The sequence below is a fragment of the Frondihabitans sp. OV104 genome (genome assembly GCF_057787745.1).
Genome location: NZ_CM173541.1, coordinates 3,590,627 through 3,615,374, shown reverse-complemented (window position 1 = coordinate 3,615,374; position 24,748 = coordinate 3,590,627). Strand labels below are relative to the sequence as shown.

At 69.8% G+C, this 24,748-nt stretch carries 24 protein-coding genes; 11 read left to right on the top strand and 13 right to left on the bottom strand.

From position 1 onward, the window contains the following. Positions 1-41 precede the first annotated feature (41 nt). Positions 42-1,343, top strand: a complete 1,302-nt coding sequence (locus AC3CBB_RS17150) for a DUF4032 domain-containing protein (RefSeq protein WP_123507077.1) — start codon at positions 42-44, stop codon at positions 1,341-1,343. Between the two features lie 110 nt (positions 1,344-1,453). On the opposite strand, the gene rlmB is transcribed toward AC3CBB_RS17150, so the two are convergent. The 4 genes from rlmB to AC3CBB_RS17130 all read right to left on the bottom strand — a co-directional run bounded on the left by rlmB (position 1,454) and on the right by AC3CBB_RS17130 (position 5,650). After that, positions 1,454-2,491 carry a 23S rRNA (guanosine(2251)-2'-O)-methyltransferase RlmB gene (rlmB, locus tag AC3CBB_RS17145; protein WP_488625482.1) on the bottom strand — a complete coding sequence of 346 codons (1,038 nt, stop codon included), beginning with the start codon at positions 2,489-2,491 and terminating at the stop codon, positions 1,454-1,456. Continuing rightward, positions 2,488-3,906 carry a cysteine--tRNA ligase gene (gene cysS, locus AC3CBB_RS17140; protein WP_123507075.1) on the bottom strand — a complete coding sequence of 473 codons (1,419 nt, stop codon included), beginning with the start codon at positions 3,904-3,906 and terminating at the stop codon, positions 2,488-2,490. The genes rlmB and cysS overlap by 4 nt, the downstream gene beginning before the upstream one ends. 71 nt (positions 3,907-3,977) lie before the next feature. Then, a complete protein-coding gene (gene ispD, locus AC3CBB_RS17135; RefSeq protein ID WP_488626763.1) occupies positions 3,978-5,174 on the bottom strand; it encodes a 2-C-methyl-D-erythritol 4-phosphate cytidylyltransferase in 1,197 nt (398 codons plus the stop codon). After that, a complete protein-coding gene (locus AC3CBB_RS17130) occupies positions 5,168-5,650 on the bottom strand; it encodes a CarD family transcriptional regulator (protein ID WP_488625481.1) in 483 nt (160 codons plus the stop codon). The genes ispD and AC3CBB_RS17130 overlap by 7 nt, the downstream gene beginning before the upstream one ends. Positions 5,651-5,775: 125 nt before the next feature. Between AC3CBB_RS17130 and AC3CBB_RS17125 the strand changes: the two genes are divergently transcribed. Beyond that, complete coding sequence (locus AC3CBB_RS17125) at positions 5,776-6,300, top strand: hypothetical protein (protein ID WP_488625480.1); 525 nt, start codon at positions 5,776-5,778, stop codon at positions 6,298-6,300. A 160-nt stretch (positions 6,301-6,460) separates the two neighbouring features. On the opposite strand, the gene AC3CBB_RS17120 is transcribed toward AC3CBB_RS17125, so the two are convergent. Beyond that, positions 6,461-7,144 carry a response regulator transcription factor gene (locus tag AC3CBB_RS17120; protein WP_123507071.1) on the bottom strand — a complete coding sequence of 228 codons (684 nt, stop codon included), beginning with the start codon at positions 7,142-7,144 and terminating at the stop codon, positions 6,461-6,463. Position 7,145: 1 nt separating this feature from the next. After that, positions 7,146-8,300: a sensor histidine kinase gene (locus tag AC3CBB_RS17115; protein ID WP_123507070.1), complete on the bottom strand. Its 1,155-nt coding sequence runs from the start codon at positions 8,298-8,300 to the stop codon at positions 7,146-7,148. 235 nt (positions 8,301-8,535) lie between these two features. Here AC3CBB_RS17115 and phoU point away from each other — a divergent pair, with 235 nt between their 5' ends. The 5 genes from phoU (at position 8,536) to AC3CBB_RS17090 (ending at position 14,823) form a co-directional block, all read left to right on the top strand. Continuing rightward, positions 8,536-9,189, top strand: a complete 654-nt coding sequence (gene phoU / locus AC3CBB_RS17110; RefSeq protein WP_123507069.1) for a phosphate signaling complex protein PhoU — start codon at positions 8,536-8,538, stop codon at positions 9,187-9,189. Positions 9,190-9,296: 107 nt separating this feature from the next. After that, positions 9,297-10,508, top strand: coding sequence for an ROK family transcriptional regulator (locus tag AC3CBB_RS17105; protein ID WP_488625479.1), 1,212 nt, complete (start codon positions 9,297-9,299; stop codon positions 10,506-10,508). A gap of 203 nt (positions 10,509-10,711) precedes the next feature. After that, on the top strand, positions 10,712-12,256 hold the full coding sequence (gene mmsA, locus AC3CBB_RS17100; protein ID WP_123507067.1) for a multiple monosaccharide ABC transporter ATP-binding protein: 1,545 nt from the start codon (positions 10,712-10,714) through the stop codon (positions 12,254-12,256). After that, positions 12,253-13,578 (top strand): multiple monosaccharide ABC transporter permease, encoded by a 1,326-nt coding sequence (gene mmsB / locus AC3CBB_RS17095; protein WP_123507066.1) that lies wholly within the window; start codon positions 12,253-12,255, stop codon positions 13,576-13,578. Before mmsA ends, mmsB begins: the two co-directional genes overlap by 4 nt. A gap of 135 nt (positions 13,579-13,713) precedes the next feature. Beyond that, positions 13,714-14,823 (top strand): substrate-binding domain-containing protein, encoded by a 1,110-nt coding sequence (locus AC3CBB_RS17090; protein ID WP_123507065.1) that lies wholly within the window; start codon positions 13,714-13,716, stop codon positions 14,821-14,823. Between the two features lie 180 nt (positions 14,824-15,003). Here the strand turns inward: AC3CBB_RS17090 and AC3CBB_RS17085 are convergent, their stop codons facing one another. Next, the gene (locus AC3CBB_RS17085; RefSeq protein WP_488625478.1) at positions 15,004-15,762 is read right to left on the bottom strand and encodes a TetR/AcrR family transcriptional regulator; all 759 of its coding nucleotides are present in this window, start codon (positions 15,760-15,762) and stop codon (positions 15,004-15,006) included. Positions 15,763-15,865: 103 nt separating this feature from the next. Here AC3CBB_RS17085 and AC3CBB_RS17080 point away from each other — a divergent pair, with 103 nt between their 5' ends. Further along, entirely contained in the window at positions 15,866-16,729 is an 864-nt protein-coding gene (locus tag AC3CBB_RS17080) for an NmrA family NAD(P)-binding protein (RefSeq protein WP_488625477.1), read from the top strand. A gap of 95 nt (positions 16,730-16,824) precedes the next feature. Here the strand turns inward: AC3CBB_RS17080 and AC3CBB_RS17075 are convergent, their stop codons facing one another. Both AC3CBB_RS17075 and AC3CBB_RS17070 read right to left on the bottom strand, forming a co-directional pair. Next, positions 16,825-18,261, bottom strand: coding sequence for an MATE family efflux transporter (locus tag AC3CBB_RS17075; protein ID WP_488625476.1), 1,437 nt, complete (start codon positions 18,259-18,261; stop codon positions 16,825-16,827). Between the two features lie 71 nt (positions 18,262-18,332). Beyond that, positions 18,333-18,782, bottom strand: a complete 450-nt coding sequence (locus AC3CBB_RS17070) for a MarR family winged helix-turn-helix transcriptional regulator (protein WP_123507061.1) — start codon at positions 18,780-18,782, stop codon at positions 18,333-18,335. Between the two features lie 279 nt (positions 18,783-19,061). On the opposite strand from AC3CBB_RS17070, the gene AC3CBB_RS17065 reads away from it, so the two are divergent. Beyond that, entirely contained in the window at positions 19,062-19,481 is a 420-nt protein-coding gene (locus AC3CBB_RS17065; RefSeq protein WP_488625475.1) for a hypothetical protein, read from the top strand. 180 nt (positions 19,482-19,661) lie between these two features. On the opposite strand, the gene AC3CBB_RS17060 is transcribed toward AC3CBB_RS17065, so the two are convergent. Together AC3CBB_RS17060 and AC3CBB_RS17055 are read right to left on the bottom strand one after the other, a co-directional pair. Further along, entirely contained in the window at positions 19,662-20,351 is a 690-nt protein-coding gene (locus AC3CBB_RS17060; RefSeq protein ID WP_123507059.1) for a LuxR C-terminal-related transcriptional regulator, read from the bottom strand. Continuing rightward, a complete protein-coding gene (locus AC3CBB_RS17055; RefSeq protein ID WP_488625474.1) occupies positions 20,348-21,517 on the bottom strand; it encodes an ATP-binding protein in 1,170 nt (389 codons plus the stop codon). Before AC3CBB_RS17055 ends, AC3CBB_RS17060 begins: the two co-directional genes overlap by 4 nt. Positions 21,518-21,630: 113 nt before the next feature. Here AC3CBB_RS17055 and AC3CBB_RS17050 point away from each other — a divergent pair, with 113 nt between their 5' ends. Next, entirely contained in the window at positions 21,631-22,797 is a 1,167-nt protein-coding gene (locus AC3CBB_RS17050; protein WP_123507057.1) for a PspC domain-containing protein, read from the top strand. A gap of 16 nt (positions 22,798-22,813) precedes the next feature. Beyond that, complete coding sequence (locus tag AC3CBB_RS17045) at positions 22,814-23,167, top strand: hypothetical protein (RefSeq protein ID WP_488625473.1); 354 nt, start codon at positions 22,814-22,816, stop codon at positions 23,165-23,167. Positions 23,168-23,462: 295 nt separating this feature from the next. Here AC3CBB_RS17045 and AC3CBB_RS17040 read toward each other — a convergent pair whose 3' ends face one another. Together AC3CBB_RS17040 and AC3CBB_RS17035 are read right to left on the bottom strand one after the other, a co-directional pair. Further along, the gene (locus AC3CBB_RS17040) at positions 23,463-23,816 is read right to left on the bottom strand and encodes a GntR family transcriptional regulator (RefSeq protein WP_488625472.1); all 354 of its coding nucleotides are present in this window, start codon (positions 23,814-23,816) and stop codon (positions 23,463-23,465) included. Then, a complete protein-coding gene (locus tag AC3CBB_RS17035; RefSeq protein WP_488625471.1) occupies positions 23,813-24,742 on the bottom strand; it encodes a hypothetical protein in 930 nt (309 codons plus the stop codon). Before AC3CBB_RS17035 ends, AC3CBB_RS17040 begins: the two co-directional genes overlap by 4 nt. Positions 24,743-24,748 lie beyond the last annotated feature (6 nt).

The window sequence follows — 24,748 nt, the reverse complement described above, 5'->3', positions numbered from 1 at the left end:
GCACCGGCGGGCCTTGCTCGTTTCCCCTCGAACGGACCCCCGTGACCTCGCTCAACATCACCTCGGCCACCGCCGACCCGGCTCTCCTCGACCTCCCCTGGGACCTCCCCCTCGACGTCTGGCCCGAAGACGCCATCGCCACCCTGCCCAAGGGCATCTCGCGGCACCTGGTGCGCTTCGCGTACCTGAGCGGCTACGTGATCGCCATCAAGGAGACGTCGGGCGAGATGGCCCGCGGCGAGTACGAGATGCTCCGCACGCTGCAGCGCCTCGACATCCCGTGCGTCGACCCGCTCGCCGTCATCACGAACCGTCGCGATGGAGACGGCAACGAGCTCAACCCCGTGCTCGTCACGCGCCACCTCAAGTTCTCGCTCCCCTACCGCGCGCTCTACTCGCAGAGGCTCCGCCCCGACACGGCGGCCCGCCTCGTCGACGCGCTGGCGCTGCTGCTCGTGCGGCTGCACGTCATCGGCTTCTACTGGGGCGACGTCTCGCTCTCCAACACGCTCTTCCGCCGCGACGCCGGCGCCTTCGCCGCCTACCTCGTCGACGCCGAGACCGGCAAGCTCTACCCCGGCGGCCTCTCGAACGGCCAGCGCGAGAACGACCTCGAGGTCGCGCGTGTCAACATCGCCGGCGAGCTGCTCGACCTCGAGGCGGGCGACCGTCTCGACGAAGACCTCGACGCCGTCGAGGTGTCGAACGGCATCGTCGCCAAGTACCGCAGCCTCTGGGTCGAGCTGACGGGCACGGAGACGTTCTCGAACTCCGAGCGCTGGCGCATCAACGACCGCGTCGAGCGCCTGAACGACCTCGGCTTCGACATCGAGGAGCTCGCCATCAAGACCACCGAGGGCGGCACGCAGGTGCGGATCCAGCCCAAGGTCGTCGACGCCGGGCACCACTCGCGGCGCCTGCTCCGGCTCACCGGGCTCGACGCCCAAGAGAACCAGGCCCGCCGCCTGCTGAACGACCTCGACTCGTACCGCTCGAAGAACAACCGCGCCGAGCTCGACGAAGAGATGGTGGCGCACGAGTGGGCCGCCCGCGTCTTCGAGCCAGTCATCCGGTCGATCCCGCGCGACCTGCGCGGGCGCCTGGAGCCGGCCGAGATCTTCCACCAGCTGCTCGAGCACCGCTGGTACCAGTCGCAGGCCGAGAACCGCGACGTGCCGATCGCCGAGGCGCTGACCTCCTACGTCAACGACGTGCTGCGGCACCGCCGCGACGAGCAGATGGTGATCGCGCCGCCGACAGGCGCCATCACCCTCCCCGTGGCCATTCAGGAAGAGAACGCGCAGGCTGCCGAGGCCGAGGAGGACTGGCGCAGCAAGGTCTGAGAGCGCAGGAACTCGCCCCCGCCCCGAAATTCACGGAGTCTCTCGGCCGGCCGCTAGCCCGGTCAGCACGACCGGCCCGGCGCAGGCAGAATCTCCGTGAATGTACGGGGCTACTTGCGTTCGGCCCGCAGCTTGCTGATCTCGTAGAGGGTGACGCTGGCGGCGATACCGGCGTTGAGGCTCTCGGCCGCAGCGGTGATCGGCACGGACACGATGGCGTCGCAGGTCTCGGTGACGATGCGCGACAGGCCCTTGCCCTCCGAGCCGACGACGATGACGAGGGGCTGATCGGCGAGCTCGAGCCCGGGGAGCTGCACGTCGCCGCCGCCGTCGAGGCCGAGCACGAACACGCCCGCCTCTTTGAACGACTTCAGGGTCTGCGTGAGGTTCGACGCCATGGCCACCGGGACGCGGGCAGCGGCACCCGCCGACGTCTTCCACGCCGACGCGGTCACTCCGACGCTGCGGCGCTGAGGCACGATGACGGCCTGACCGCCGAACGCCGCGACGGAGCGGATGATCGCGCCGAGGTTGCGCGGGTCGGTGATGCCGTCGAGCGCGACGAACAGCGGCTTCTGACCGCGGCGACGCGTCTGCTCGAGCAGCTCCATCGGGTGCGCGTACTCGTAGGGCGGCACCTTGAGCGCGAGACCCTGGTGCACCGAGTCGGGGCCGGTGAGGCGGTCGAGCTCCGGGCGCATGACCTCCAGCACGGGGATGCCGCGACGGGTGGCCAGCGTCAGCACCTCCTTGACGCGGTCGTCCATCTCGAGGCGGGCGGCGATGTAGAGCGTCGACGCGGGGATGCGCGCGCGCAGGGCCTCGAGCACCGAGTTGCGGCCGGTCACGATCTCGCTGTCGTCGGAGGCCTTCTTCGAGCGCGGCGGAACGGTGCGGTCGACGGCGGTCCGGGCCGTGCGGATCGGACGCTCAGCCTGGCTGCCGGCCTTGCCGCGGGCGGAGGCCAGGCGATCCTGCGCCGCCTTGCGCTTTCCGGCGGGGTGGTACGGACGGTCTTCGGCCTTCGGCGTGGGCTTCTTGCCCTCGAGGGCCTGGCGACCCTGGCCGCCGGACCCGACCTGCTTGCCCTTGCCGCCCTGGCGGACGGCGCCCGGGCGACCCTTGCGCTCACCTGACGTGTTCTTCATTGTTCAAGACTCCAATGCGACCCCGAGGGGCTGTCTTCGATCGTGATGCCCGCAGCGGCCAGGTCGGCTCGAATGCGGTCGGCGTTCGCGAAATCCTTGGCGGCTCGGGCGCTGTTGCGAGCCTCGAGCAGCTTGTCGACCAGGGTGGCCAGCGCGGTGTGCGCGGCGCCCTCGTCGGACCCCCTCCACTCCGGAGCGTACGGGTCGAGCCCGAGGACCTCCACCATGGCACGGGTGTGCTGCCATTCGCGCGCGGCGGTGTCGAGGTCGTCGTCGTCGAGGGCTGCGTTGCCGCGGCGGACGCTGTCGTGCAGGGCGCCGAGGGCCTGGGGCACGTTGAGGTCGTCGTCCATGGCCTCGGCGAAGGCGTCGGACACGACCCGGCTGCCGACTCCGACGAAGCGGGTGCCGGCCAGGCGGCGACCGGCCCGGCCGAGGAACACCTCGACGCGGTCGAGTGCGGCCTCGGCCTCTTCGAGGGCGCCGTCGTGGTAGTCGATCGTCGAGCGGTAGTGCGCCGCGGCGAGGAAGTAGCGGACCACGATGGGGCGCGCCATGGCCAGGAACTCCGACGCGAAGATCGAGTTGCCCAGCGACTTCGACATCTTCTGGCCGTCGACGTTCACGAGGCCGTTGTGCATCCAGTGGTGCGCGAAGTCGTCGCCCGCGGCCGTCGACTGCGCCAGCTCGTTCTCGTGGTGCGGGAAGCGCAGGTCGAGCCCGCCGCCGTGGATGTCGAACGCGGCGCCCAGGTAGCGCTTCGACATGGCGGAGCACTCGATGTGCCAGCCCGGACGGCCCGGGCCCCACGGCGACTCCCAGCTCGCCGACTCGGGCTCACCGGCCTTGGTGCCCTTCCAGAGCGCGAAGTCGCGCGGGTCGCGCTTGCCGCGCGGATCGGCGTCGGTCGCCGACACCATGTCGTCGAGCTTCTGATTGGTCAGCGCGCCGTAGGTCGGCCACGAGACCGTGTCGAAGTAGACGTCGCCCGAGCCGTCGGGCGCCGGGTAGGCATGGCCTCGCTCGATGAGAGTCGCGACGATGGCCTGCATCTCGGAGACGCTCGCCGTCGCGCGCGGCTCGTAGGTCGGCGGCAGGATGCCCAGCGCCGTGTAGCCGGCGGTGAACTCGAGCTCGTAGCGGTAGGCGCGCGCCCACCACTCCTCCGCGGTGTCGGCGGCGAGGTTCAGGATCTTGTCGTCGATGTCGGTCACGTTGCGCACCAGCGTGACGCGCAGCCCGCGGTAGGTGAACCAGCGGCGCCACAGGTCGTAGACGAGAGCCGAGCGGAGGTGGCCGATGTGCGGCGACGACTGCACCGTCGGGCCGCAGACGTACAGGCCCACTTCACCGTCGACGAGCGGGACGAAGTCGGTGATCGACTGCGCGCGGGAATCGTAGAGGCGAATGGTCACCGCCACAGCCTAATCGGCGTGCGGCTCGCGAGTCAGCGCCGGCAAGCCGAGCCAGCGCCGGCATGGACCGCTCAGCGGGCGGCGACCTCGACGAGCGCCGTGGCGATGACTGTCACGCCCTCGCCGCGACCGGTGAACCCGAGGCCGTCGGTCGTCGTCGCCGAGACCGAGACGGGAGCGCCGACGATCGCGGTGAGCGCCGCCTCCATCTCCATGCGGCGAGCGGCGAGGCGCGGGCGATTGCCGACGACCTGCACCGACACGTTCACGATCCGGGCTCCGGCCTCGGCGAGCAGCTCGAGCGTGCCCTCCAGGAAGACGGCGCCCGACGCACCGGCGTAGCGCGGATCGGCCGTTCCGAACCGCGAGCCGATGTCGCCCAGCCCGGCCGCCGACAGGATCGCGTCGACCATGGCGTGCGCGACCGCGTCGCCGTCGCTGTGCCCCGCCAGCCCGGGCTCGCCCGGCCAGTCGAGCGTGCCGAGGCGAAGCGTCTGGTCGGCGTCGAAACCATGCACGTCGATCCCCACCCCCACACGGTGCTCGACAGGGGCATCGGGCGCAGGAACCGCACTGCCCCCGGCGAGCATCTCGGCTCGCTGCAAGTCCCACGGCGTCGTGATCTTGAACGCGTCGTGCGAGCCCTCGACGACGACGACGTCGTGCCCGGCGGCGGAGAAGAGGGCCGCGTCGTCGGTGTGGTCGACCTCCGCTTCGGCGTACGCGGCGTCGAGCGCCGCCCGCGGGAAGCCCTGAGGCGTCTGCATCGCGACGAGCTCCGACCGGTCGACGGTCTCGGCGACGAGGCCCGAGGATGTGATGCGCTTGATCGTGTCGCTGACCGGGAGCCCGGGAACGACGCCCCCACCCGTCTGCTCGACCATCAGGGCGACCGCCTCGAACTGGGCGGGCGGCGTGAAGCAGCGCGCCGAATCGTGAACCAGGACGGTGGTGACCGCGGGGGCGACGGCGGCGAGGCCGGCCGCCACGGAGGCCTGGCGGGAGGGGCCGCCCGCGACGACGGTGACGAGCGGGGCGGCGTGGCCGGCGGTGGTGGCGGCGAGTTCCTGCGCCCGGGTCGTCAGGCTCGGCGGGACGACGAGGACGATCTGGTACGGCACCGGGCACCGGAGGATGCCGCGGATCGACCACTCGAGGATCGTGCGGCCGGCGACCTCGACGAACGCCTTCGGGAGCCCCTGCGCCAGGCGGGTGCCGCTGCCGGCGGCGACGACGACGACCGCGCGGCTCGGAGCTTCGCCTACGATGCGAGGACCTCGTCGAGGACGGTCTCGGCCGCCGCCTCGTCGGTGTTCTCGGCCAGGGCGAGCTCGGACACCAGGATCTGCCGCGCCTTCGCGAGCATGCTCTTCTCGCCGGCGGAGAGGCCCTTGTCGTGGTCACGGCGCCACAGGTCGCGGACGACCTCGGAGACCTTGATGACGTCGCCGGAGGCCAGCTTCTCGACGTTCGCCTTGTAGCGACGCGACCAGTTCGTGGGCTCTTCGGTGAAGGAAGCGCGCAGCACGTCGAACACCTGCTCGACGCCCTCGCGGCCGATGACGTCGCGGACGCCCACCAGGTCGACGTTCTCGGCCGGGACCTCGATGACGAGGTCGCCCTGCGTGACCTTGAGGGTGAGGTACAGCTTCTCTGCGCCCTTGATGACGCGCGTCTTGACAGCCGTGATCTCTGCCGCACCGTGGTGCGGATAGACGACGGTCTCGCCGACCTCGAACTGCATGCTGGGGCTCCGTTCCGGTGGCCCAGATTACCATGCGGGCGCCCTACCAGACCCGCCCGTGACATCGACGAGGGCCGCTCTAGGCTAGGCTGGGAGAGCATTCGAAACCCGTTCTGGAGGAACCTGTGAGAGCACGCACCACGGCAGCCGTCGTCATTGCCGGAGCCGTGATGGTCCTCACCGCGGGCTGCAACTTCATCAGCCCCCAGGCCACCACCGAGCACTACGACGCGAGCGACGGGGTCAGCATCAACGTCGGCGACGTCGAGGTCCGCAACGCGATCGTGTTCACCGACAACGGCGACGAGGCCAGCCTCAGCGTCACGCTGCTCAACGAGGGCTCCTCCGACGCCAACGTGAAGATCCAGTACGAGTCGCTCGGGTCGCCGAAGACCGTGAGCGTCGACGTCCCGGCCGGCGAGACCGTCAGCCGCGGCACGCAGGGCGGTGACGAGCAGATCCTGATGAACGGCATCGGCGAGCAGGCCGGCTCCCTCCTCAAGGTCTACATCCAGTACGGCTCGTCCACCGGCAAAGACCTCAAGGTGCCCGTGCTCGACGGCTCGTTCGCCGAGTACGCGACGCTCCTCCCGTCGCCGGTCGCGACCAATGACGTCGTGCCGACCGACTCGGCGACGCCGGCTCCGTAGCGATCAGCCCACCCCCGCACTTCTCACGAAGGCCCCCACCTCGCGGTGGGGGCCTTCGTCGTCCTGCGCGGTGCGCCCGGGTGCTTGGGCGGGTGCCCGTCGGCTTCGGCGCGTCTCCGGAGACGCCCCGAAGCCGACGAACCCCCGCCGACCCGAGCGGTCAGGCCTCGATGCGATAGCCGAGACCGCGGACCGTCACGAGCGCCTTGGGCTCGGAGGGGACGGACTCGATCTTCGAGCGGATGCGCTTGATGTGCACGTCGAGGGTCTTGGTGTCGCCGAAGTAGTCGGACCCCCAGACGCGGTCGATGAGCTGACCGCGGGTCAGGACGCGGCCGGCGTTGCGCATGAGCAGCTCGAGGAGCTCGAACTCCTTCAGCGGCATGGCGATGTCCGTGCCGCGGACCGTGACGACGTGGCGCTCGACGTCCATCGAAATCTCGCCGGCGGTCAGGGTCGAGTCGCTCAGCTCCTCGAGGTCGACGCGGCGGCGAAGGACGGCCCGGATGCGAGCCAGCAGCTCGCGCGTCGAGTACGGCTTGGTGACGTAGTCGTCGGCGCCGAGCTCGAGCCCCACCACGATGTCGACCTCGCTGTCCTTGGCGGTCAGCATGACGATCGGCACCTGCGAGCGGTTGCGCAGCTCGCGGCAGACCTCGGTGCCCGGCAGTCCCGGCAGCATCAGGTCGAGCAGCACGAGGTCGGCGCCCTCCCGGTCGAACGCCGCGAGCGCCTTGGGGCCGTCGTCGGCGACCGTGATCTGGTAGCCCTCACGCTCCAGGATGAACGCGAGGGGCTCGCTCAGGGATTCTTCGTCTTCGACGATCAGGATGTGGGTGGGCATGTCAGTTGTCTCCTCGGACGGGGACCGTGGCCGTTGAGGCCTCGGGAAGACGGATGGTGAAGGTGGATCCGGAGCCGAGCTGCGACCACAGGCGGATGTCGCCGCCGTGATTCTGCACCACGTGCTTGACGATCGCGAGGCCCAGGCCGGTGCCGCCGGTGCGACGCGACCGCGCAGGGTCGACCCGGTAGAAGCGCTCGAAGATGCGCTCGCGGTCGGCATCGGAGATGCCGTCGCCCTGGTCGGTGACCGCGACCTCGACGATCCCCTGGTCGGTGATCGTCGCGCCGATGCCTATCCGCGAGCCGTCGGGCGAGTAGTGGACGGCGTTCGCCACGAGGTTGTGGACGGCCATGGCCAGCTGATCGGCGTTGCCGACCACGGTGGCCTTCTTGCCGCCGCGGGCGAGGATCTCGATCCCTCGCGCGTCAGCCTCGACGCGATTGCGCTCGACGGCCGCCCGGATGACTGTGCGGATGTCGACGATCGACGGCTCGGACAGCGGATCGACCGCCTGCAGGCGCGAGAGCTCGATGATGTCCTGCGTCAGGCGTCCGAGTCGGAGCGACTCGCGAGTGAGGCTCTTGGCGAAGTAGCGCACCTGCTCCTCGTCGTCGGCGGCCTGCTCGAGGGCCTCGGCCAGGAGGCCGACCGCGCCGATCGGAGTCTTGAGCTCGTGGCTGATGTTCGCCACGAAGTCGCGACGGACCTCCTCGAGGCGGTGCGACTCCGTGTTGTCCTGAGCGAGGACCAGTACGTAGCGCGTACCGAGCCGGGCGGCCCGGACGTGCATCCGCAGGTCGGTCTCCTGGCGGAGGGTGCGCGCGATCAGGAGGTCTTCGGTCACCGGGTCCTCCGAGAGCCGCGCCCGCTCGATGAGGTCGACCATCTCCGAGTGCGACACCTGCTGCATCGCGACGAGGCCGTGGGCGATAGCCATCGCGGAGGCCTTCTGGACGTTGTTCGACGGATCGACGACGAAGCCGGCGGTGTCGAGCGCGTCGAGGATGGCGCCGACGCCATCGGGAAGGGACACGTCGCTGAGAGCACGAGCCCGACGACCGCGTTCGGCCGCAAAGAAGATCAGGAGAACGAGCCCCGCGCCGATGACGATGCCGAATGCCAGGGAGATCGGCACCAGCCAGGGGGAGTACATGGTTCTCAGGTTAGTGAACAGCAGGTGGACCGCCAGTGCCGCGGTGTCGGCGGCCGCACTAGGTTGGAGACTGTTCTCCTGCGGCTCACCGGTCGTTAACCTGGGCGGTGGAGGCTCGGTCACACTGCGCGGGCGAGATTCTGCGGATCGAGACAGATAATTCTTGACGGGCGCGTCCTGAACCAGGACGCCCCGCACCATGCGGCATGCCGCAACGAAAGGGTCGACCAAGACAATGCGCGAGGTATTCCAGCTAGAGCTCCAGGAGGTCCAGGAGCGGCTCGTAGAGATCTCGTCGATGGTTGCCGTCTCGATCGAGAACGCCACGCGCGCGTTCGGCGAGTCGAACGTCAGCCTGGCCGAGCAGGTCATCGTGGACGACGAGCGGATCGACTCCCTCGCCATCAGCCTCGACGAGCTCGCCATCGACATCCTGGCCCGCCAGCAGCCGGTCGCCCGCGACCTCCGCATCGTCGTCAGCGCCCTCCGCATCTCGGCCTCGCTCGAGCGCATGGGCGACATGGCCGAGCACATCGCTCAGCTCGCCCGCTACCGCTTCCCCGAGAAGGTCGTGCCGAAGAGCCTTCGCCCCACGTTCACCGAGCTCGGCCAGCTCGACGTCGCGATCGCGAAGAAGCTCACCGAGCTCCTCACCACCGAAGACATGCGTCTCGCCGAGGAGATCCGCAACGACGACGACCGCATCGACGAGCTGCACCTGAGCGTGTTCGACAAGGTGCTCGGCGAGACCTGGAAGGGCGCTCCGGCCGACACGGTCGACGCCACGCTGGCCAGCCGCTACCACGAGCGCTTCGCCGACCATGCGGTCTCGATCGCCAAGAAGGTCCAGTACCTCGCGACCGGAGACTGGGTCGGCGCCGAGGTCTAGATCCGCGGGGGAAGGGGGCCTCGAGCGCTGCTCGAGGCCCTTTTCAGTTGCGTCTCGGTTTGCGTTCAAGTCTTGACGACAGTCATTTCGAGGGCAATGATTCGAGCGTGTCAAATCTCCAAGGTCCACCGGCGGACCGCAGGCAGTTCCCGCCTGCCGGGCAGAGTCCCGGCTCGCAGACCTCCCTCCGCAAGCGCAATCAGCAGCGTGTCGTCGAGACGCTCATGCGCGTCGGGGCATCTACTCAGGCGGACCTCGCCCGCAGCACCGGCCTCAGCACCGCGACCATCTCGAACATCGTCACGTACATGGCGAAGAACGGCATGGTCAGTCTCACCCCGACGACCAGTTCCGGCCGCAGAGCTGTGTCGGTGCAGCTCATCACCCAGAACGGCACGGTCGCCGCGGGGATCGGCTTCGGCCGCCGGCACCTCAGGGTCGTGCTCGTCTACCCCGACTACACGATCGCGGCCGAGGAGAACGTCGTCCTCGAGCAGAAGTACGATCCGCGCCACGGCTTCGACGTCGCCAAGCAGGTCCTCACTCGCTTGATGGAGCAGACGGGGGTCTCGTGGGAGGCGCTCTCGGGTGTCGGCGTCGGCATCCCGGGATCGATCGACCGCCGCGACCTCATGCCCGTGATCGGCACCGTCTGGGCCGAGTGGGCGTTCGTCGACGTGGTCGTCGAGCTCGAGGACCGCCTCGGCGTCCCGGTCGTGCTCGACAACGACGCCAACCTCGGCAGCGTCGCCGAGACGATCTGGGGGCTCTACGGCGGCACCCGCAATCTCGTGTACCTCAAGGTGGGCTCCGGCATCGGCGCCGGGCTCATCCTGAACGGGCAGCCGTTCAACGGGGCCACCGGCGTGACCGGCGAGGTCGGGCACGTGCAGGTCGTGCCCGACGGTCAGGCCTGCCGCTGCGGCAACCGCGGCTGTCTCGAGGCAGAGGCCTCGATCACCGCGATGCTCGACCGGCTCGGCACCGTCACGCCCATCCAGTCGACGGAGCAGCTCGTCGCCTCGGTCCAGGCGGGCGACGTGGCGGCCCTGCGCGTCATCGAGGATGCCGGCCGTCTCATCGGCCGCGTGGTCGGCGACCTCGCCAGCATCATCAGCCCGGAGGTGATCGTGCTCGGCGGCCCCCTCGCCGTGCTCGGCGACACCCTCCTCGAGCCGATCTCGCGCTCGTTCGCGCGTCACGTCCTGCCGCTGGTCCGCGACGCGACCGAGATCGTGGCCTCCACGCTCGACGATCGGGGCGAGGCGCTGGGCGCCGCGGCCCTGGTCTTCCACCAGGCGGCAGTCCGCGTTATCTGAACCTTGCTCGCCTTCAGGCCGCAACGGAGTAGACCGAATGTGAGCGCTCCCAATGGCAGAGGTTCGTGAAGCCGTTACAAATTCGTTGCGTTAACCTTTTGACGCCAGCGCCGGATCGGCCTACTGTGATCCCGGGCCAAGTGGCCAGCGGGGCGACGAAGCTCAACCCGACAACGATGTCTTTAGAAAAATGGCGGTGCACAATGGCTGGTTCACCAACCATCCTCGAGATGCGCTCGATCACCAAGGAGTTCCCTGGTGTGAAGGCCCTCTCTGACGTGAACCTGACCGTGAAGGCCGGCGAGATCCACGCGATCTGCGGCGAGAACGGTGCAGGCAAGTCGACCCTGATGAAGGTCCTCTCGGGCGTCTACCCCTTCGGGACGTACTCGGGCGACATCGTCTACGAGTCGCAGGTCGCCCAGTTCTCGGGCATCAAGCAGTCCGAGGCCGCAGGCATCGTGATCATCCACCAGGAGCTCGCGCTCATCCCCGAGCTGTCGATCACCGAGAACATCTTCCTCGGCAACGAGCCCGGCAAGCGCGGCGTCATCAACTGGATCGAAGCCCAGCGCACGGCGAAAGACCTGCTGGCCCGCGTCGGACTCACCGAGAACCCCGACCAGAAGATCAAATCGCTCGGCGTCGGCAAGCAGCAGCTCGTGGAGATCGCGAAAGCCCTCAACAAGAGCGTCAAGCTGCTCATCCTCGACGAGCCCACCGCCGCGCTGAACGAGCAGGAGTCGCAGCACCTCCTCGACCTCATCGTCGGCCTCAAGGCCCGCGGCATCACCTCGATCATGATCAGCCACAAGCTGAACGAGATCGAGCAGATCGCTGACACCATCACGATCCTCCGCGACGGCAAGACGATCGAGTCGCTCGACGTCAAGGCCGACGGTGTCAACGAAGACCGCATCATCCGCGGCATGGTCGGCCGCTCGCTCGAGAGCCGCTTCCCCGACCGCACGCCGAACATCGGCGAGAAGTTCTTCGAGGTCACCAACTGGACGGTGCGCCACCCGCTCGACCCCGAGCGCCTCGTCTGCAAGAACGAGAACTTCTTCGTCCGCCGCGGCGAGATCGTCGGCTTCGCGGGCCTCATGGGCGCCGGCCGCACCGAGCTCGCGATGAGCATCTTCGGCCACTCGTACGGCACCTTCGTGTCGGGCGAGGTCTACAAGGACGGCCGCGAGATCCGCACCGACACGGTGGCCCACGCCATCAAGAACGGCATCGGCTACGTCTCCGAAGACCGCAAGGCCCTCGGCCTGAACCTGCTCGACACGATCAAGCGATCGACGGTCGCCGCGGGCCTCCCCAAGATCACGCACAACGGCGTCGTCTCCTCGGTCGAGGAGTACGAGGTCTCCGAGCGCTACCGCCGCAGCCTCCGCACGAAGGCCTCGAGCGTCGACCAGGGCGTCTCGAAGCTGTCAGGCGGCAACCAGCAGAAGGTCGTCCTCGCCAAGTGGATGTTCACCGACCCCGACCTGCTGATCCTCGACGAGCCGACCCGCGGCATCGACGTGGGCGCCAAGTTCGAGATCTACGGCATCATCCAGGACCTCGCGGCCCAGGGCAAAGCCGTGATCCTCATCTCCTCCGAGCTCCCGGAGCTCCTCGGCCTCTCGGATCGCATCTACACGATCTTCGAAGGCTCCATCACCAATGAATTGACCGCAGCCGAGGCCGACCCCGAGTCGCTGATGGTGAGCATGACCTCGAAAAGGACAACGGTTCGATGACGAACATCAAGAAGAACATCGACAGCATCCTCGGCAACAAGGGGGGCGGGATCAGCCAGTACGGCATGATCATCGCGCTGATCGTGATCATCATCGGCTTCCAGATCTGGACCGGTGGCAACACCCTCGCTCCCGGAAACGTCATCAACGTCTTCCAGCAGTACTCGTACATCCTGATTCTGGCCATCGGCATGGTGATGGTAATCGTCGCCGGTCACATCGACCTGTCGGTCGGCTCCGTCGCGGCGTTCGTCGGCATCATCGTGGCGCAGGCCATGGCGGTCTGGCACTGGTCGTGGTGGGCCGCGATCATCCTCGGCCTCGTGGTCGGCGTGCTCGTCGGCGCATGGCAGGGCTTCTGGGTCGCCTACGTGCGAGTCCCCGCGTTCATCGTGACCCTCGCCGGTCAGCTGATCTTCCGAGGCGCCAACCAGGCCATCGGCAACTCGACCGCCGTGCCGGTGCCCGACGACTTCCAGAACATCGGCAACGGCTACATCAGCGACTTCGGCCCCAACACCGGCTTCAGCAACGGCACCCTGCTCCTCGGCATCGTCACGATCGTCGCGATCGTCATCTTCGAGTTCCGTGCCCGCAACAACCGCGTCAAGATGGGCGCGCAGCCGGCTCCGCTGTGGACCAGCATCGTCCGCATCGTCGTGCTCGGCGGCGTCACCGCCTACGCCACCATCCTGTTCGCCTCGGGTCGCCCCAACACGTCCGTCCCGATCGTCGCGATCATCCTCGGCGTGCTCGTCATCATCTACGGCTTCGTCACGAACACCACCACCTTCGGCCGCCACCTCTACGCGGTCGGCGGCAACTCGAACGCCGCGGTCCTCTCGGGCGTCAACTCGCGCCGCGTCAACTTCCTCGTCATGCTCAACATGTCGGTGCTCGCCGCCGTCGCCGGCATGGTCTTCGTCGGCTACTCGGGTTCGTCCGGCCCGGCTGACGGAACCGGCTGGGAGCTCGACGCGATCGCCGCCGTCTTCGTCGGTGGAGCCGCGGTCGCGGGTGGCGTCGGAACCGTCGTCGCCTCGATCATCGGCGGTCTCGTCCTCGCGTTCCTGGCCAACGGCCTCTCGCTCAAGGGCATCGACACCAACCTGGTCCAGATCATCCGCGGTCTCGTCCTCCTGATCGCCGTCGCGTTCGACGTCTACAACAAGACTCAGGGCCGCCCGTCGATCACCGGCTACCTGACCCGCGGCTTCGGTCGCAAGAACAAGAAGGACGACGGACCCACGTCCGGCGGCCTGAAGGGCTCCGGCGCGCAGCCGCAGTCGATCGACCAGGACTCACAGGTTTTGCTTCCCTGAGCGGCGCACTCGCAGGCCCCTCAGGCACCAGCAGAAACACGGGATGCACCACTCGTCCCACAGCACCGGATGCACCAGCACCCACACCACGTGCGCCCAGGCGCACACCACCACAGAAATGAAAGAAGCCTTTCAATGAAGAAACAGCTCATCGGCGGCCTCGCGGTCGCTGCTCTGACCGTCGTCACGCTGACCTCGTGCTCCGGAACCGCCCGCGGCGGCTCGGACTCGGGTTCGTCGGTCGACATCCCCAAGGGCTCGACCATCGGCGTCGCGCTGCCCGCCAAGACCTCGCAGAACTGGGTGCTCGCCAAGGCCGCGTTCGAGAAGTCGCTCGCCGCCGCCGGCTTCAAGGCCGACGTGCAGTACGCCGCCGCCTCGTCGACGGTCACCGACCAGCAGAACCAGATCTCGGGCATGGTCACCAAGGGCGACAAGGCGATCATCATCGCCGCCCAGGACGGCTCGCAGCTCGGCACCCAGGTCAAGCAGGCCAAGGACGCCGGCATCCCCGTCATCGCATGGGACCGCAACATCACCGGCACGAAGAACGTCGACTACTACGTCGCGTTCAACAACTTCAAGGTCGGCCAGCTGCAGGGCCAGGCGCTCCTCGACGGTCTCGCCAAGCTGAAGGGCGACGGCCCGTACAACATCGAGCTGTTCGCCGGTTCGCCCGACGACGCCAACGCCCCGGTGTTCTTCAACGGCGCCATGGACGTGCTCCAGCCGAAGATCGACGACGGCACGCTCAAGGTCGTCTCGAAGCAGACCACCTTCAAGCAGGTCTCGACGCAGGGCTGGCTCGCTCAGAACGCCCAGTCGCGCATGAGCAACCTGCTCCAGGCCGACTACTCCGGTTCGACGAAGCTCGACGGCGTCCTCTCCCCCAACGACACCCTGGGCCGTGCGATCCTGCAGGCCACGAAGTCCGCTGGAAAGCCCAACCCGGTCGTCACGGGTCAGGACTCCGAGACCGCGTCGATCCCGCTCATCATGAACGGCACGCAGTACTCGACCATCTACAAGAACACCGACACCGAGGCTCAGGCCGCGGTCGACCTCGTCACCACCCTCTCGAAGGGCGACAAGCCGAAGACGGTGCTCGACAAGAAGAACAACTACAACGGCGTCAAGACGGTTCCGGCCATCGAGCTGACCCCGATCCTCATCACCAAGGACAACGCGGTGAAGGAGTACGCCAACAACTCGACCCTCGAGGCGCTGGCCAAGGCCGGTCAGTAACACCTCCCGGCTCGCACAGGACCCCCGCTCGGCTTCGGCCGGGCGGGGGTCCTCGCGTCGAGGCGCGGGCGCAGGAACTGCCTGCCGTCGATCAGCTGAGCCGTCATCGGCGGGTACTCGTCCATTCGGGCTCACCCCCGGAGGCCTGCCCGTTCCGGCGGGCACCCGCCGAAGCGCCCCCTACTGCCGCGCGGCGATCTCGCGGTCGAGCCACTCGCCCAGCAGCTCGCGCTCCGGCACCGACAGCGACTCGAGCGAGGGCGAGACGGCACGCAGGGCCACCGCAGCGGCCAGGACGCCTGCGTCTGCGGCCGGGCGCGCCGGCGCGTCGGTCAGGATCTGAGCCAGCACGGCCTCGTACATCGCGTCGGCGGTGCCGAGGTCGTAGCGCTCGAGGACGCCGGCCCGAGCGTCGCCGACCGGGCCGCGCGCCAGCGTCGTGGTGATCGCGCCGACGCCCGCCGAGCTGATCATGTCGACGGCACGGCTCTCGCTGACGCGGAGCCGCCCGGTGAGCGCTACGCGGTGGAGCCTCGCCTCGAGCACGCGCTGCCCGGCCTTCGCGGAGGGCGAGTGCCGCACCCGCAACGGGTCGCTGAGCAACGAGAAGAGGGCCGGGCTCGACAGTCCGAACTCGAGCTGAGCCGTCCAGCCAGCGCGAAGGTCGACGAGCGGATCGATGTCGCCGGCCTCGGCATCAGCCACGACCGCCGCCTTAGCCGAGACGAACGCCTCCATGACCGTCTCGGCGACGGCCTCGAGCAGGCCCTCCTTGTCGCCGAAGATCCGGTAGATGGTCGGGGCCTGGACGCCCGCGGCCTGGGCAACACCCCGCGTCGTGACGGCGACAGGCCCCTCGTCGCGGAGCAGCCGGGCAGCCACGTCGACGATCCGGGTGCGTGTATCGGCACGGTCGCTGGCCTTGGCGGTCTCGGTCATGAATCGACGATAACGCAGTCTTGCTATCAATGTGTTTCCGCTGGTAGCGTCCCACTGTAGTCATCGATAACGGTGATTCGTCGAACGCACGAGAGGCACACCCATGATCGTCATCACCGGAGCCACCGGCGCGCTGAACGGCGCGACCGTCGACCAGCTGCTCACGAGGGTTCCCGCCGCCGAGCTCGCAGTCGTCGCGCGCGACGTCGCGAAAGCCCAGCACTTCGCCGACCTCGGCATCGACGTGCGCCGCGGCGACTACGCCGACGCGAAGTCGCTTCCTTCCGCGTTCGACGCCGCCGACCAGCTGCTGCTCGTGTCGTCCAGCGACCCCCGCGCCGATGCCGTCGAGCTGCACCGCACGGCCATCGGCGCCGCCGCAGCCGCGGGCGTCGGCCGGATCCTCTACACGAGCCACCAGGGCGCCGCCGCCGATACCCCGTTCGGCCCGGGCCGCGATCACTACGCGACCGAGAAGCTCCTCGCCGAGTCCGGCGTCGCATGGACCTCGCTCCGCAACGGCTTCTATGCCCACAGCCTCGCCTGGCTGCTCGGCCCCTGGCGCGAGACCGGAGTGATCGAGGTGCCCGCCGACGGACCCGTCTCGTGGACCTCGCGCGGCGACGCGGCCGAGGCTGCGGCGCATATCCTGACCGCGGCGACTCCGCGCGAGGGCCTCGTCACGATCACGGCGAGCGCCGCCCCCACCTTCGTCGAGGTCGCCGCGATCGCCTCCGAGCTGACCGGCCGCGAGGTCACGACCCGCGTGGTCGACCCGGAGGAGTGGGTCGCCCGTCAGGTGGCAGCGGGCCAGCCGGAGTTCCTGGCGCGATTCATGCTGGGCATGTACGAGGCCGCCGACCAGGGCTTCTTCGCCGGCACCGATCCCCTGCTCGGCGAGCTGCTCGGGCGCCAGCCGGTCACGGTGCGCGAAGTGCTGGCCGCCCCGGTACCCCAGGGGCACTAGGCCGGGCGCCGGCGGAGACGCGAGCGGCCCCCGCCGTCGGGGTGCGACGGCGGGGGCCGGTTCCTGCGCCCGTGTCGGGACTCAGATGGACGAGGTCAGGCCTCTTGCAGCGTGGCCTCGGCGCGCTCGGGAGTGCCCTCGGCGAGACCCGTGGCGATGGCCCGGCGCGATGCGAGCCACAGCACCACAGCGGCGACGAACACCAGGATCTCGGTGACGGTGAGCGACCAGATGATTCCGCCGAGGCCGAACCAGAGGTTGCCGAAGATCACGATCGGGATGAACAGGACACCCTGCGCCATCGAGATGACGATGGCCGCCGTGGCACGGCCGGTCGCTTGGAAGAGCGAGGTGAGAAGGCCGGTGAAGCCGTTGGCGATCATGGCGACGAGCTGCGCCGTCATGATGGTGGCGCCGATGGCCAGCACCTTCGGGTCGCTGACGAAGGCCGAGAAGATCGGGTCGCGGAAGACGAAGACGACGACGGCCGAGACGACGGTGATCGTTCCGACAGTCAGTGCGCCGGCTCGGAGCGCCGAGGCGAGACGAGCGCCGTCGCCCTTGCCGAACGAGTAGGCGAGGAGCGGCAGGATGCCTAGCGTGACGCCCATCACCAGGAACTCCGGCACCTGAGCGATGCGGACGGCGACTCCCATGGCGGCGAGCGGACCGTCGCCGTAGCCGGCGGCGAGGTTGTTGAGCACGAGCGACGTGACGATGAGGAAGGCCGACTGGAGCAGCTCGCCGACTCCGACGCCGAAGACCGGCTTGACGATGGCGGGCGAGAGGCTGAACCACTTCGGCGCCAGGCTGATGTTCTCGCTGTGGCGGGTGAGCCAGGTGACGAAGTAGACGATGGTGACGACGTTCGAGAGGCCGATCGCCAGAGCGGCGCCTGCGACGCCCCAGTGGAGCACGAGGATGAACAGCACGTCGAACACGAGGTTCGCGACGGTGGAGGCGATCAGGCCGATCATGACCTGGCGGGCTGCGCCCTCGGCGCGCACGATCTGCTCGAGGCAGAACGCGGCGGCCAGCACGGGCACGAACGCCAGCATCACGCCGACGAAGGCGGCTGTCGGTGCGACGGCCACCCCGTGGGCGCCGAGGACCCCGACCAGCGGGTGCAGGAGCACGAGGCCGAGGCCGCCGAGCACGACGCCGACGATGACAGCGCCCCACACCGCGAACGACGCGACGTGCTTGATGTCGCCGGCCTTCTCGGGATCGTTCTCGCTGGCTCCGAGGAGGCGCGAGATGAGTGCGCTTCCGCCGACGCCGAAGACGCCGCCGACGGCCATGACCAGGCCGAGGATCGGCGAGCCGAACGTGACTGCGGCGAGGAGGGCGGTGTCGTGGAGCGAGCCGATGAAGCCGGCGTTGATGACGTTGTAGACGGCGCCGACGATCATCGCGGCGGCCATGGGCACGCAGAGGTGCAGGAGGGCACGCACCATGGGCGCGTTGGACAGGTACCACCGGTTGGACCGCGCGGACGTCTCGACGTTCGGGGAGGAGGTTTCGGTGCTCATGACTGCTCCTTTCCGGGCAGGGCAAAGCTTCTTGTCGACGGGGCCGACGAAGAGAGAGGTAAGAGGGAGCGCTACTCGGGCCGGGTCGGCTGCGGAAGCACGGAGGTGATCTTGGCGAGCAGGTCGTGGAGCGTGACACGCTCGGCCTCGTCGAGGGGGGCGAGGATCGACTCCTCGGCATCGCGCATGGCGACGTCGAATCCGTCGATGAGCTCGACGCCGGCCGGGGTGGCGAACACGCGCTTGCTGCGCGAGTCGCCCCCGGAGGTGCGGCGCTCGATGAGCCCTCGCCGTTCGAGCCCCTGCAGGAGGCTCGACACGCTCGCGGCGCTCGTCCGGGTGATCGCAGCGATGTCGCGCTGGATCGATCCGGGGTTCTGAACGAGGAATCCCAGTGCGAAGCTCTGCTCGTGCGTGAGCTCGCGCTCGCGAATCCAGTCCATGCCGGCTTCGCGCTGCGCCCAGCCGATCCAGCGCAGGAGGTCCAGGCTGGTCGTGAGGGGTGGGGTGTCCGCGTTCATGGTTAGAACTCTAACCGTTTGAGTTCTAACTGTCAATACTCGAACCTTTGGCGGGTGGCGAGGTGGCCTTCGCCGTCGCACGGCGGACGGCGACCCGACGACGAGGGCCATCTCGAGCCCCGGCGGGCACCGACGTCCGGGACCGTTCGTTCTCCAGCGCCGCCCGCGGCACGCCCGCCGACCCGACGCGGGAGGCCACCTCGCGGACGCCGACCGACGCGGACAGGACGCGGCGCACGCCGGCGCGAAGAGCGCCGGCACATCCGGCAGGATTGACCCATGGCCCAGGTCGCAATCATCGTCAACGGCACCCCCGATCCCCGCAAGACCGAGATCGCCCGCGCGCTCGGAATCCTGCTCGGGTGCCCCGTGCTCGACCCGTCCGTCGTTCAGGAGGCGATCACGAAGCAGACCGGCCCGGTGGCGCCGCGTGAGGCCGTGCGCACGCTCGGCGTCGAGACCGTGTGGCGGACGGCTGGGCTCATCGAGGCGGGCGTGATCGTCGACGCGACCCTCACGGCCGACGACGCCGAGACCGTTCGCGCCGGCATCGCGACGGCCGGAGCCCCCCGCGTCGTCGAGGTGTGGTGCGGCCCGGCCGGCGGCGCACTGGACATCACGCCGCTCGTCGAGGTCGACGATGTAGCGACCGTCGACATGGACGCCCTCGTGCAGCAGATCAGCGCCCTGTTCGTCTAGCTGCCGCCCGCGACCCGCGCCGCTGAGCCGCTGAACTGCGGCAGCGCGGCAACGCGGAGGCGCTGAAGCCTCCCGATCGGCGCCAGCGATAGTCCCCGGACACCTGTTCAGGCCGATCTCGAGGGTCGAGCGGAGCGGGCGGGCGGGACGGGCGCGGCGGAGCGGGCGGGGCGGGCGGAGCTACAGCAGCCGCCGCTCCAGCGCCCACGCCGTCAGCTCATGGCGCGACGAGAGCTGCAGCTTGCGCAGCACGCTCGACACGTGCGTCTCGACGGTCTTGATCGAGATGAACAGCTCGCTCGCGACCTCCTTGTAGGCGTAGCCGCGCGCGATGAGGCGCATCACCTCGCGCTCGCGGGCCGAAAGGCGGTCGAGCTCGTCGGCCGCGTCAGCCTGCTCGCCGCTCGCGGCCCCGAAGGCGTCGAGCACGAAGCCCGCCAGCCGCGGCGAGAACACGGCGTCTCCCCCGGCGACCGCACGCACGGCGGCACTCACCTCGGCACCCGAGCTGGTCTTCGTGATGTAGCCGCGGGCGCCGCCCCGGATGACCCCGACGACGTCCTCTGCCGAGTCCGAGACGCTCAGCGCCAGGAAGCGCGTGCCGGGAACCCGCGACACCGTCCGCTTCAGCACCTCGGCCCCTCCACCGCCCTGCCCTCCGGGAAGATGCACGTCGAGCAGCACGACGTCGGGCTTCCGCACCAGGATCTCCTCGACGGCGGTCGGCACGTCGGCGGCCTCGGCGAGGACGTCGAGGTCGGGATCGAGGTCGGCGCGGAGTCCCGACCGGAAGATGGAGTGGTCGTCGACGATGAGCACCGAGATGCGCGGGGCCTGGTCGGCGCCGGGGAGTTCCTGCGCGTCGGTCATTCGTCGTCTGCCTTCTCGAGATGGAGCTGCACTTCGGTGCCCACGCCGCCCGCGCCCGGCCGCACGCGGGCGGTTCCGCCGGCGCGGCGCATGCGACCCAGTATCGACTCCCGCACGCCGAGGCGGTCTTCGGGCACGTCGTCGAGCCGGAATCCGGGGCCGCGATCGCGCACGAAGACGTCGACCGAGGCCCGCGTGCTCTCGAGGTAGACCGACACCTCGCCGCCGGCGTGGCGCGCGGCATTGAACATGGCCTCGCGGGCGGCCGCGGCAAGCTCGCCGGTGCCGAGCTCGCTCGTGTCGCCGACCACGACGACCTCGATGCGCACGGCGTAGTCGAGCTCCAGGGCGGCGGCGAACTCGCGGAGCTCTCCGGCCAGGTCGCGCCCGGAGGAGGTCGCGCCGGCGTAGAGCCAGTCGCGGAGCTCGCGTTCCTGCGCCCGGGCGATGCGCGCCACCTCGCTCGAGGCGCCCGCCCGGTTCTGGATCAGCGCCAGCGTCTGCAGCACCGAATCGTGCAGGTGCGCGGCCATCTCGGCGCGCTGCTCGTCGCGGACAACCGCGGTGCGGCGGTCGGCGGCATCTCGACGCAGCGTGAGCACCTGCGGCCCCACGGCGACGGCCGCGGCGGCAGCGGCGACCACGGCGACCAGCAGCCACAGCCACCCCGCCCGCGGCAGTGTCGCGGTCGCCGCCAGCAGCACTGCCACCAGCACGAGACCACCGAAGACCCCGACGCGCAGGAACTGCGCCGACCGCCGCCCCTCCCCCGTCAGCGGCGGCTCGATCGACCGCGACCACCCGACCGCGCCGAGTCCCAGCGCGACCGCCAGCGGCACCGTCACCCCGAACGCCGACGTCGTGCCGGCCGTCAGGGTCACCCCGAACGCCCCCGCCACGAGCACCGTTGCGGATGCGACGAGAAGCGCCGGGACGGAGACCGTCCGGGTCGGCGTCGTATCGCCGGGACGGACGGGCGTCAGCGCCCACAGCCACAGGTAGAGCAGGACGCCCGCGCCGGCGGCGAGGTTCGAAAGCACGAAGGCCCACCGCACCGCGGACGGGCTCCAGCCGAGGTGCTCGGCGACTCCGGCGCTGACCCCGCTCACGACGCACTCGCGCGGACGCGTCACCACGCGCGCGGATCGAGGGGTCGGAGTGGTCACCCCAGAATCAAACCATCCGCGGGCTGGTCATCGGGGGCTCGGGGCCGGATCTCAGGGTGCGATCAGGGTGTCACCCCATAGCGGGGACCGCGACGCGGGGCCACCATCGGAGCATGTCAGATCACACCTCCTCTCCGTCCCCGGGGGCCTCGACCTCCGGACGACCCGCGCCGACTCCCGGCCAGGGCTTCTTCGACTGGGTGCGGCGCCTCGGGATCGTCCGTGGCGACGCCTGGGTCGGCGGCGTCTGCGGCGGGATCGCCGCGCGCCTCGGCATCGACCCGCTCATCGTCCGCGGCATCGCCGTCGTCGTCGCACTCCTCGGCGGGCCCGCCTTCCTCGTCTACGCGATCGCCTGGCTCCTGCTCCCCGACGAGGTCGACCGGATCCATCTGCAGACCCTCATCGGCGGTGTGTTCGAGGCGGCGACGGCCGGCGTGATCGTGTTCGTGCTGCTGTCGTTCCTGCCGTTGGCGCAGGGCGTGTGGTGGGCGGCCGCCTGGCCGTTCGGCAGCAGCATCGGCTGGGCCGACAGCCTGGGGCGCGTCTTCTGGAGCGCCCTGGTCATCGGAGCCATCGTGTGGCTCGTCGTCTGGGCGACGCGGCGAGCGGGGTGGAACGGCCGCTCGTGGGGGGCGTCGGCTTCTCAGGACGCACCGTCCAGCGCTTCGGCCCCCGCTGCTCCGGACTCTGCTGCGCCGGCCCCAGCTGCTGCGGCGGCCGCGGACGCCCGGACCATGGCGGCCAGCTTCCTCGACAAGGAGCCGGCGGGCGCCGCACCGACCGCACCACCTCGTCCCGCGGCCGGCGCGACCCCGGCCGCCGTCGACGAGTGGCGCGCACGGCAGGACGAGTGGCGCGCCCGCTACGACGAGTGGAAGGACCGGCAGGCCGACTCCAACCGCGCCGCCCGCGAGCAGCGGAACGCCGAAGCTGCGGCGCGCAGCGCCGAGGCCTTCGAGCGGGCCCGACTCGACCGCATCGCCAACCCGCGCATCAGCGGCTCCTTCGTTGCGATCACGCTCGGACTCGCCCTGATGGCCGGTGCGATCTGCGTGGCGGTGGGCTGGTCGATGCCCGGGGTCCGCGGCTGGGAGGCGGCGGTCGGCACGGCCGCAGCGACGGTCGTCGTCGGCCTGGCGATGATTGTCGCCGGTGCCCTGAAACGACGGAGCGGCGTCCTGGCGTTCTTCGCCATCGTGCTGACCGTGGTCACCGCGATGCTGCTCCTCGGCACGACCTTCATCGGTCGCGGCTACTCGCTCTACTTCACGTACTGAACCGAAAGCGATCATCATGAACGACACCAGCACTCCGGCTACGCCGTCGCGCGAAGGGCCCTCGGGCCCGGCTTCAGAACCCGCCACCGCGCCGTTCGCCGCCACCCCGTTCGCCGCCCCGCCGGCCCCCTCGACTCCGGCGCTCCCCCGGGTCCGCTGGGCCGGGATCGTCTGGGGCGCCGTGTTCGCCGCCCTCGGCATCACGGTCATGAGCGTGCTGTCGAGCGACGCCTCCCGCTACTCCTTCGCCGTCTGGGCGCAGAGCCTCGGCCCGTGGGGGGCCGGCCTCGTGGCGGTCGTCGCGCTCGGGGCACTGCTGCTCGTGACCGGCGTGCTCGGCGCGATCGCGCGAGCTCAACGGCCGCGCTGAGCCTCCGCTCGCTGAACTTCCGCTCGCCGACTCTCCGCTCGCTGACCCTCCGCCCCGCCTGAACTCTCCGAACCGGGCCGAACCCTCCGAACCGGGCCGAACCCTCCGAACCGGGCCGAACCCTCCGAACCGGGCCGAACCCTCCGAACCGGGCCGAACCCTCCGAACCGGGCTGAACCCTCCCAACCGGCCACCGGATCCGCCCGCGGACGGGTGCTCAGCCCGGATCAGGGGGCCTAGCGTGTCCGGGCCTAGGACGGCCAGGCCTGGCGCACCCCGGCCTGACGCACCCGGGTCAGGCGCCGAGCGCCCCCGTCACGAACCGGAGCGCATCGGCCTGCGAGACGCCGAGCCGCGCGATCCTCTCCGCGTAGGCCTGAGCGGCCTCCTGGGCCTGCTGCGCGGCGACCTCGCCCTGAGCCCGCACGACCGTCCCGTTGCGTCCGCGTGTCTCGACGAACCCGTCGGCTTCGAGCTCTCGGTAGGCGCGCGCCACCGTGTTGGGAGCGATCCCGAGGTCCTCGGCAAGGCGGCGCACCGTCGGCAGTCGCTGGCCCATGGGGAGGGTGCCGTCCCGCACCTGCTCGGCGAGCTGGAGGCGCAGCTGCTCGAAGGGCGGTACCGGCGACCGCGGGTCGAGGATGATCATGCGTGCCGCGCCTGGGCGCTCTCGCGTTCTCGACGCGCTTGACGCTCCTCCGGCGTTCCGCGCCGCGCGTTCGGCCACAGCTGCGTGAGGTACCAAGTCGGGGTCGACCGGTAGATCCAGGCGAACACCGCGTACACGCCCAGAAGAGACAGCGCCACTCCGATCGACAGGCCCGACGGGCTCGCCGGGCCCGGCGTGATCACCGTCCAGTACGAGCCGAGGCCGACCGCGAGCACGGGCGCGTAGAGCATGTCGCGGAGAGCCGACGAGGTGAGAGCGTCATTCCAGACGAGCTCGTCGGTGGAGGTCGACGGACGCCCCCGCCGCACGAGTCGGCGGCCGAGCACTTCGAACAGGATCAGGCACGCGACGGCGATCACCACCAGGACCTCGCCCGGCCCGACGCTGAGGCCCGGGCCTCGCAGCGCGCCCTGCTGCCAGCGGACCACGGCGACGGTCACCGCGGCGAGCACCACGACCGCCCAGGCGAGCCCTCTGAGCAGAGAGACGATGTAGTCCGAGATCGTCACTACGTCGGCGCGAGCGATTCGCGGTCGATCGTCGAGTCGCGTCTCGGCCCGTAGCGCCGCCCACGCCGTTCCCAGGGCCGTCCCGGTGGCGGAGCCCGCAAGCACGACGTACAGGGCGACCAGCTGCTCGTTCATGTCGCCGCGGGTCCAGCCGTAGCCCCACGAGAAGAACACGCAGGGCACCAGCCCGATGACACCGCCGATGCTGCTGGCCAGGAGCCGCGAGGCCACTCGGTCGCGGATCATGCCGTCGAGCTCGTCGGGCACGCCGAGCCCGACGCGTTCGGCGAGCTTGCCGATCCGCCAGGTCTGGAACGCAGGAACTCGCGAGAGCACCGCCGTGCCCACCAGCAGGCCGCCCAGGATGACGGACTCGACTACGAAGAAAAGACTCATCAGCTA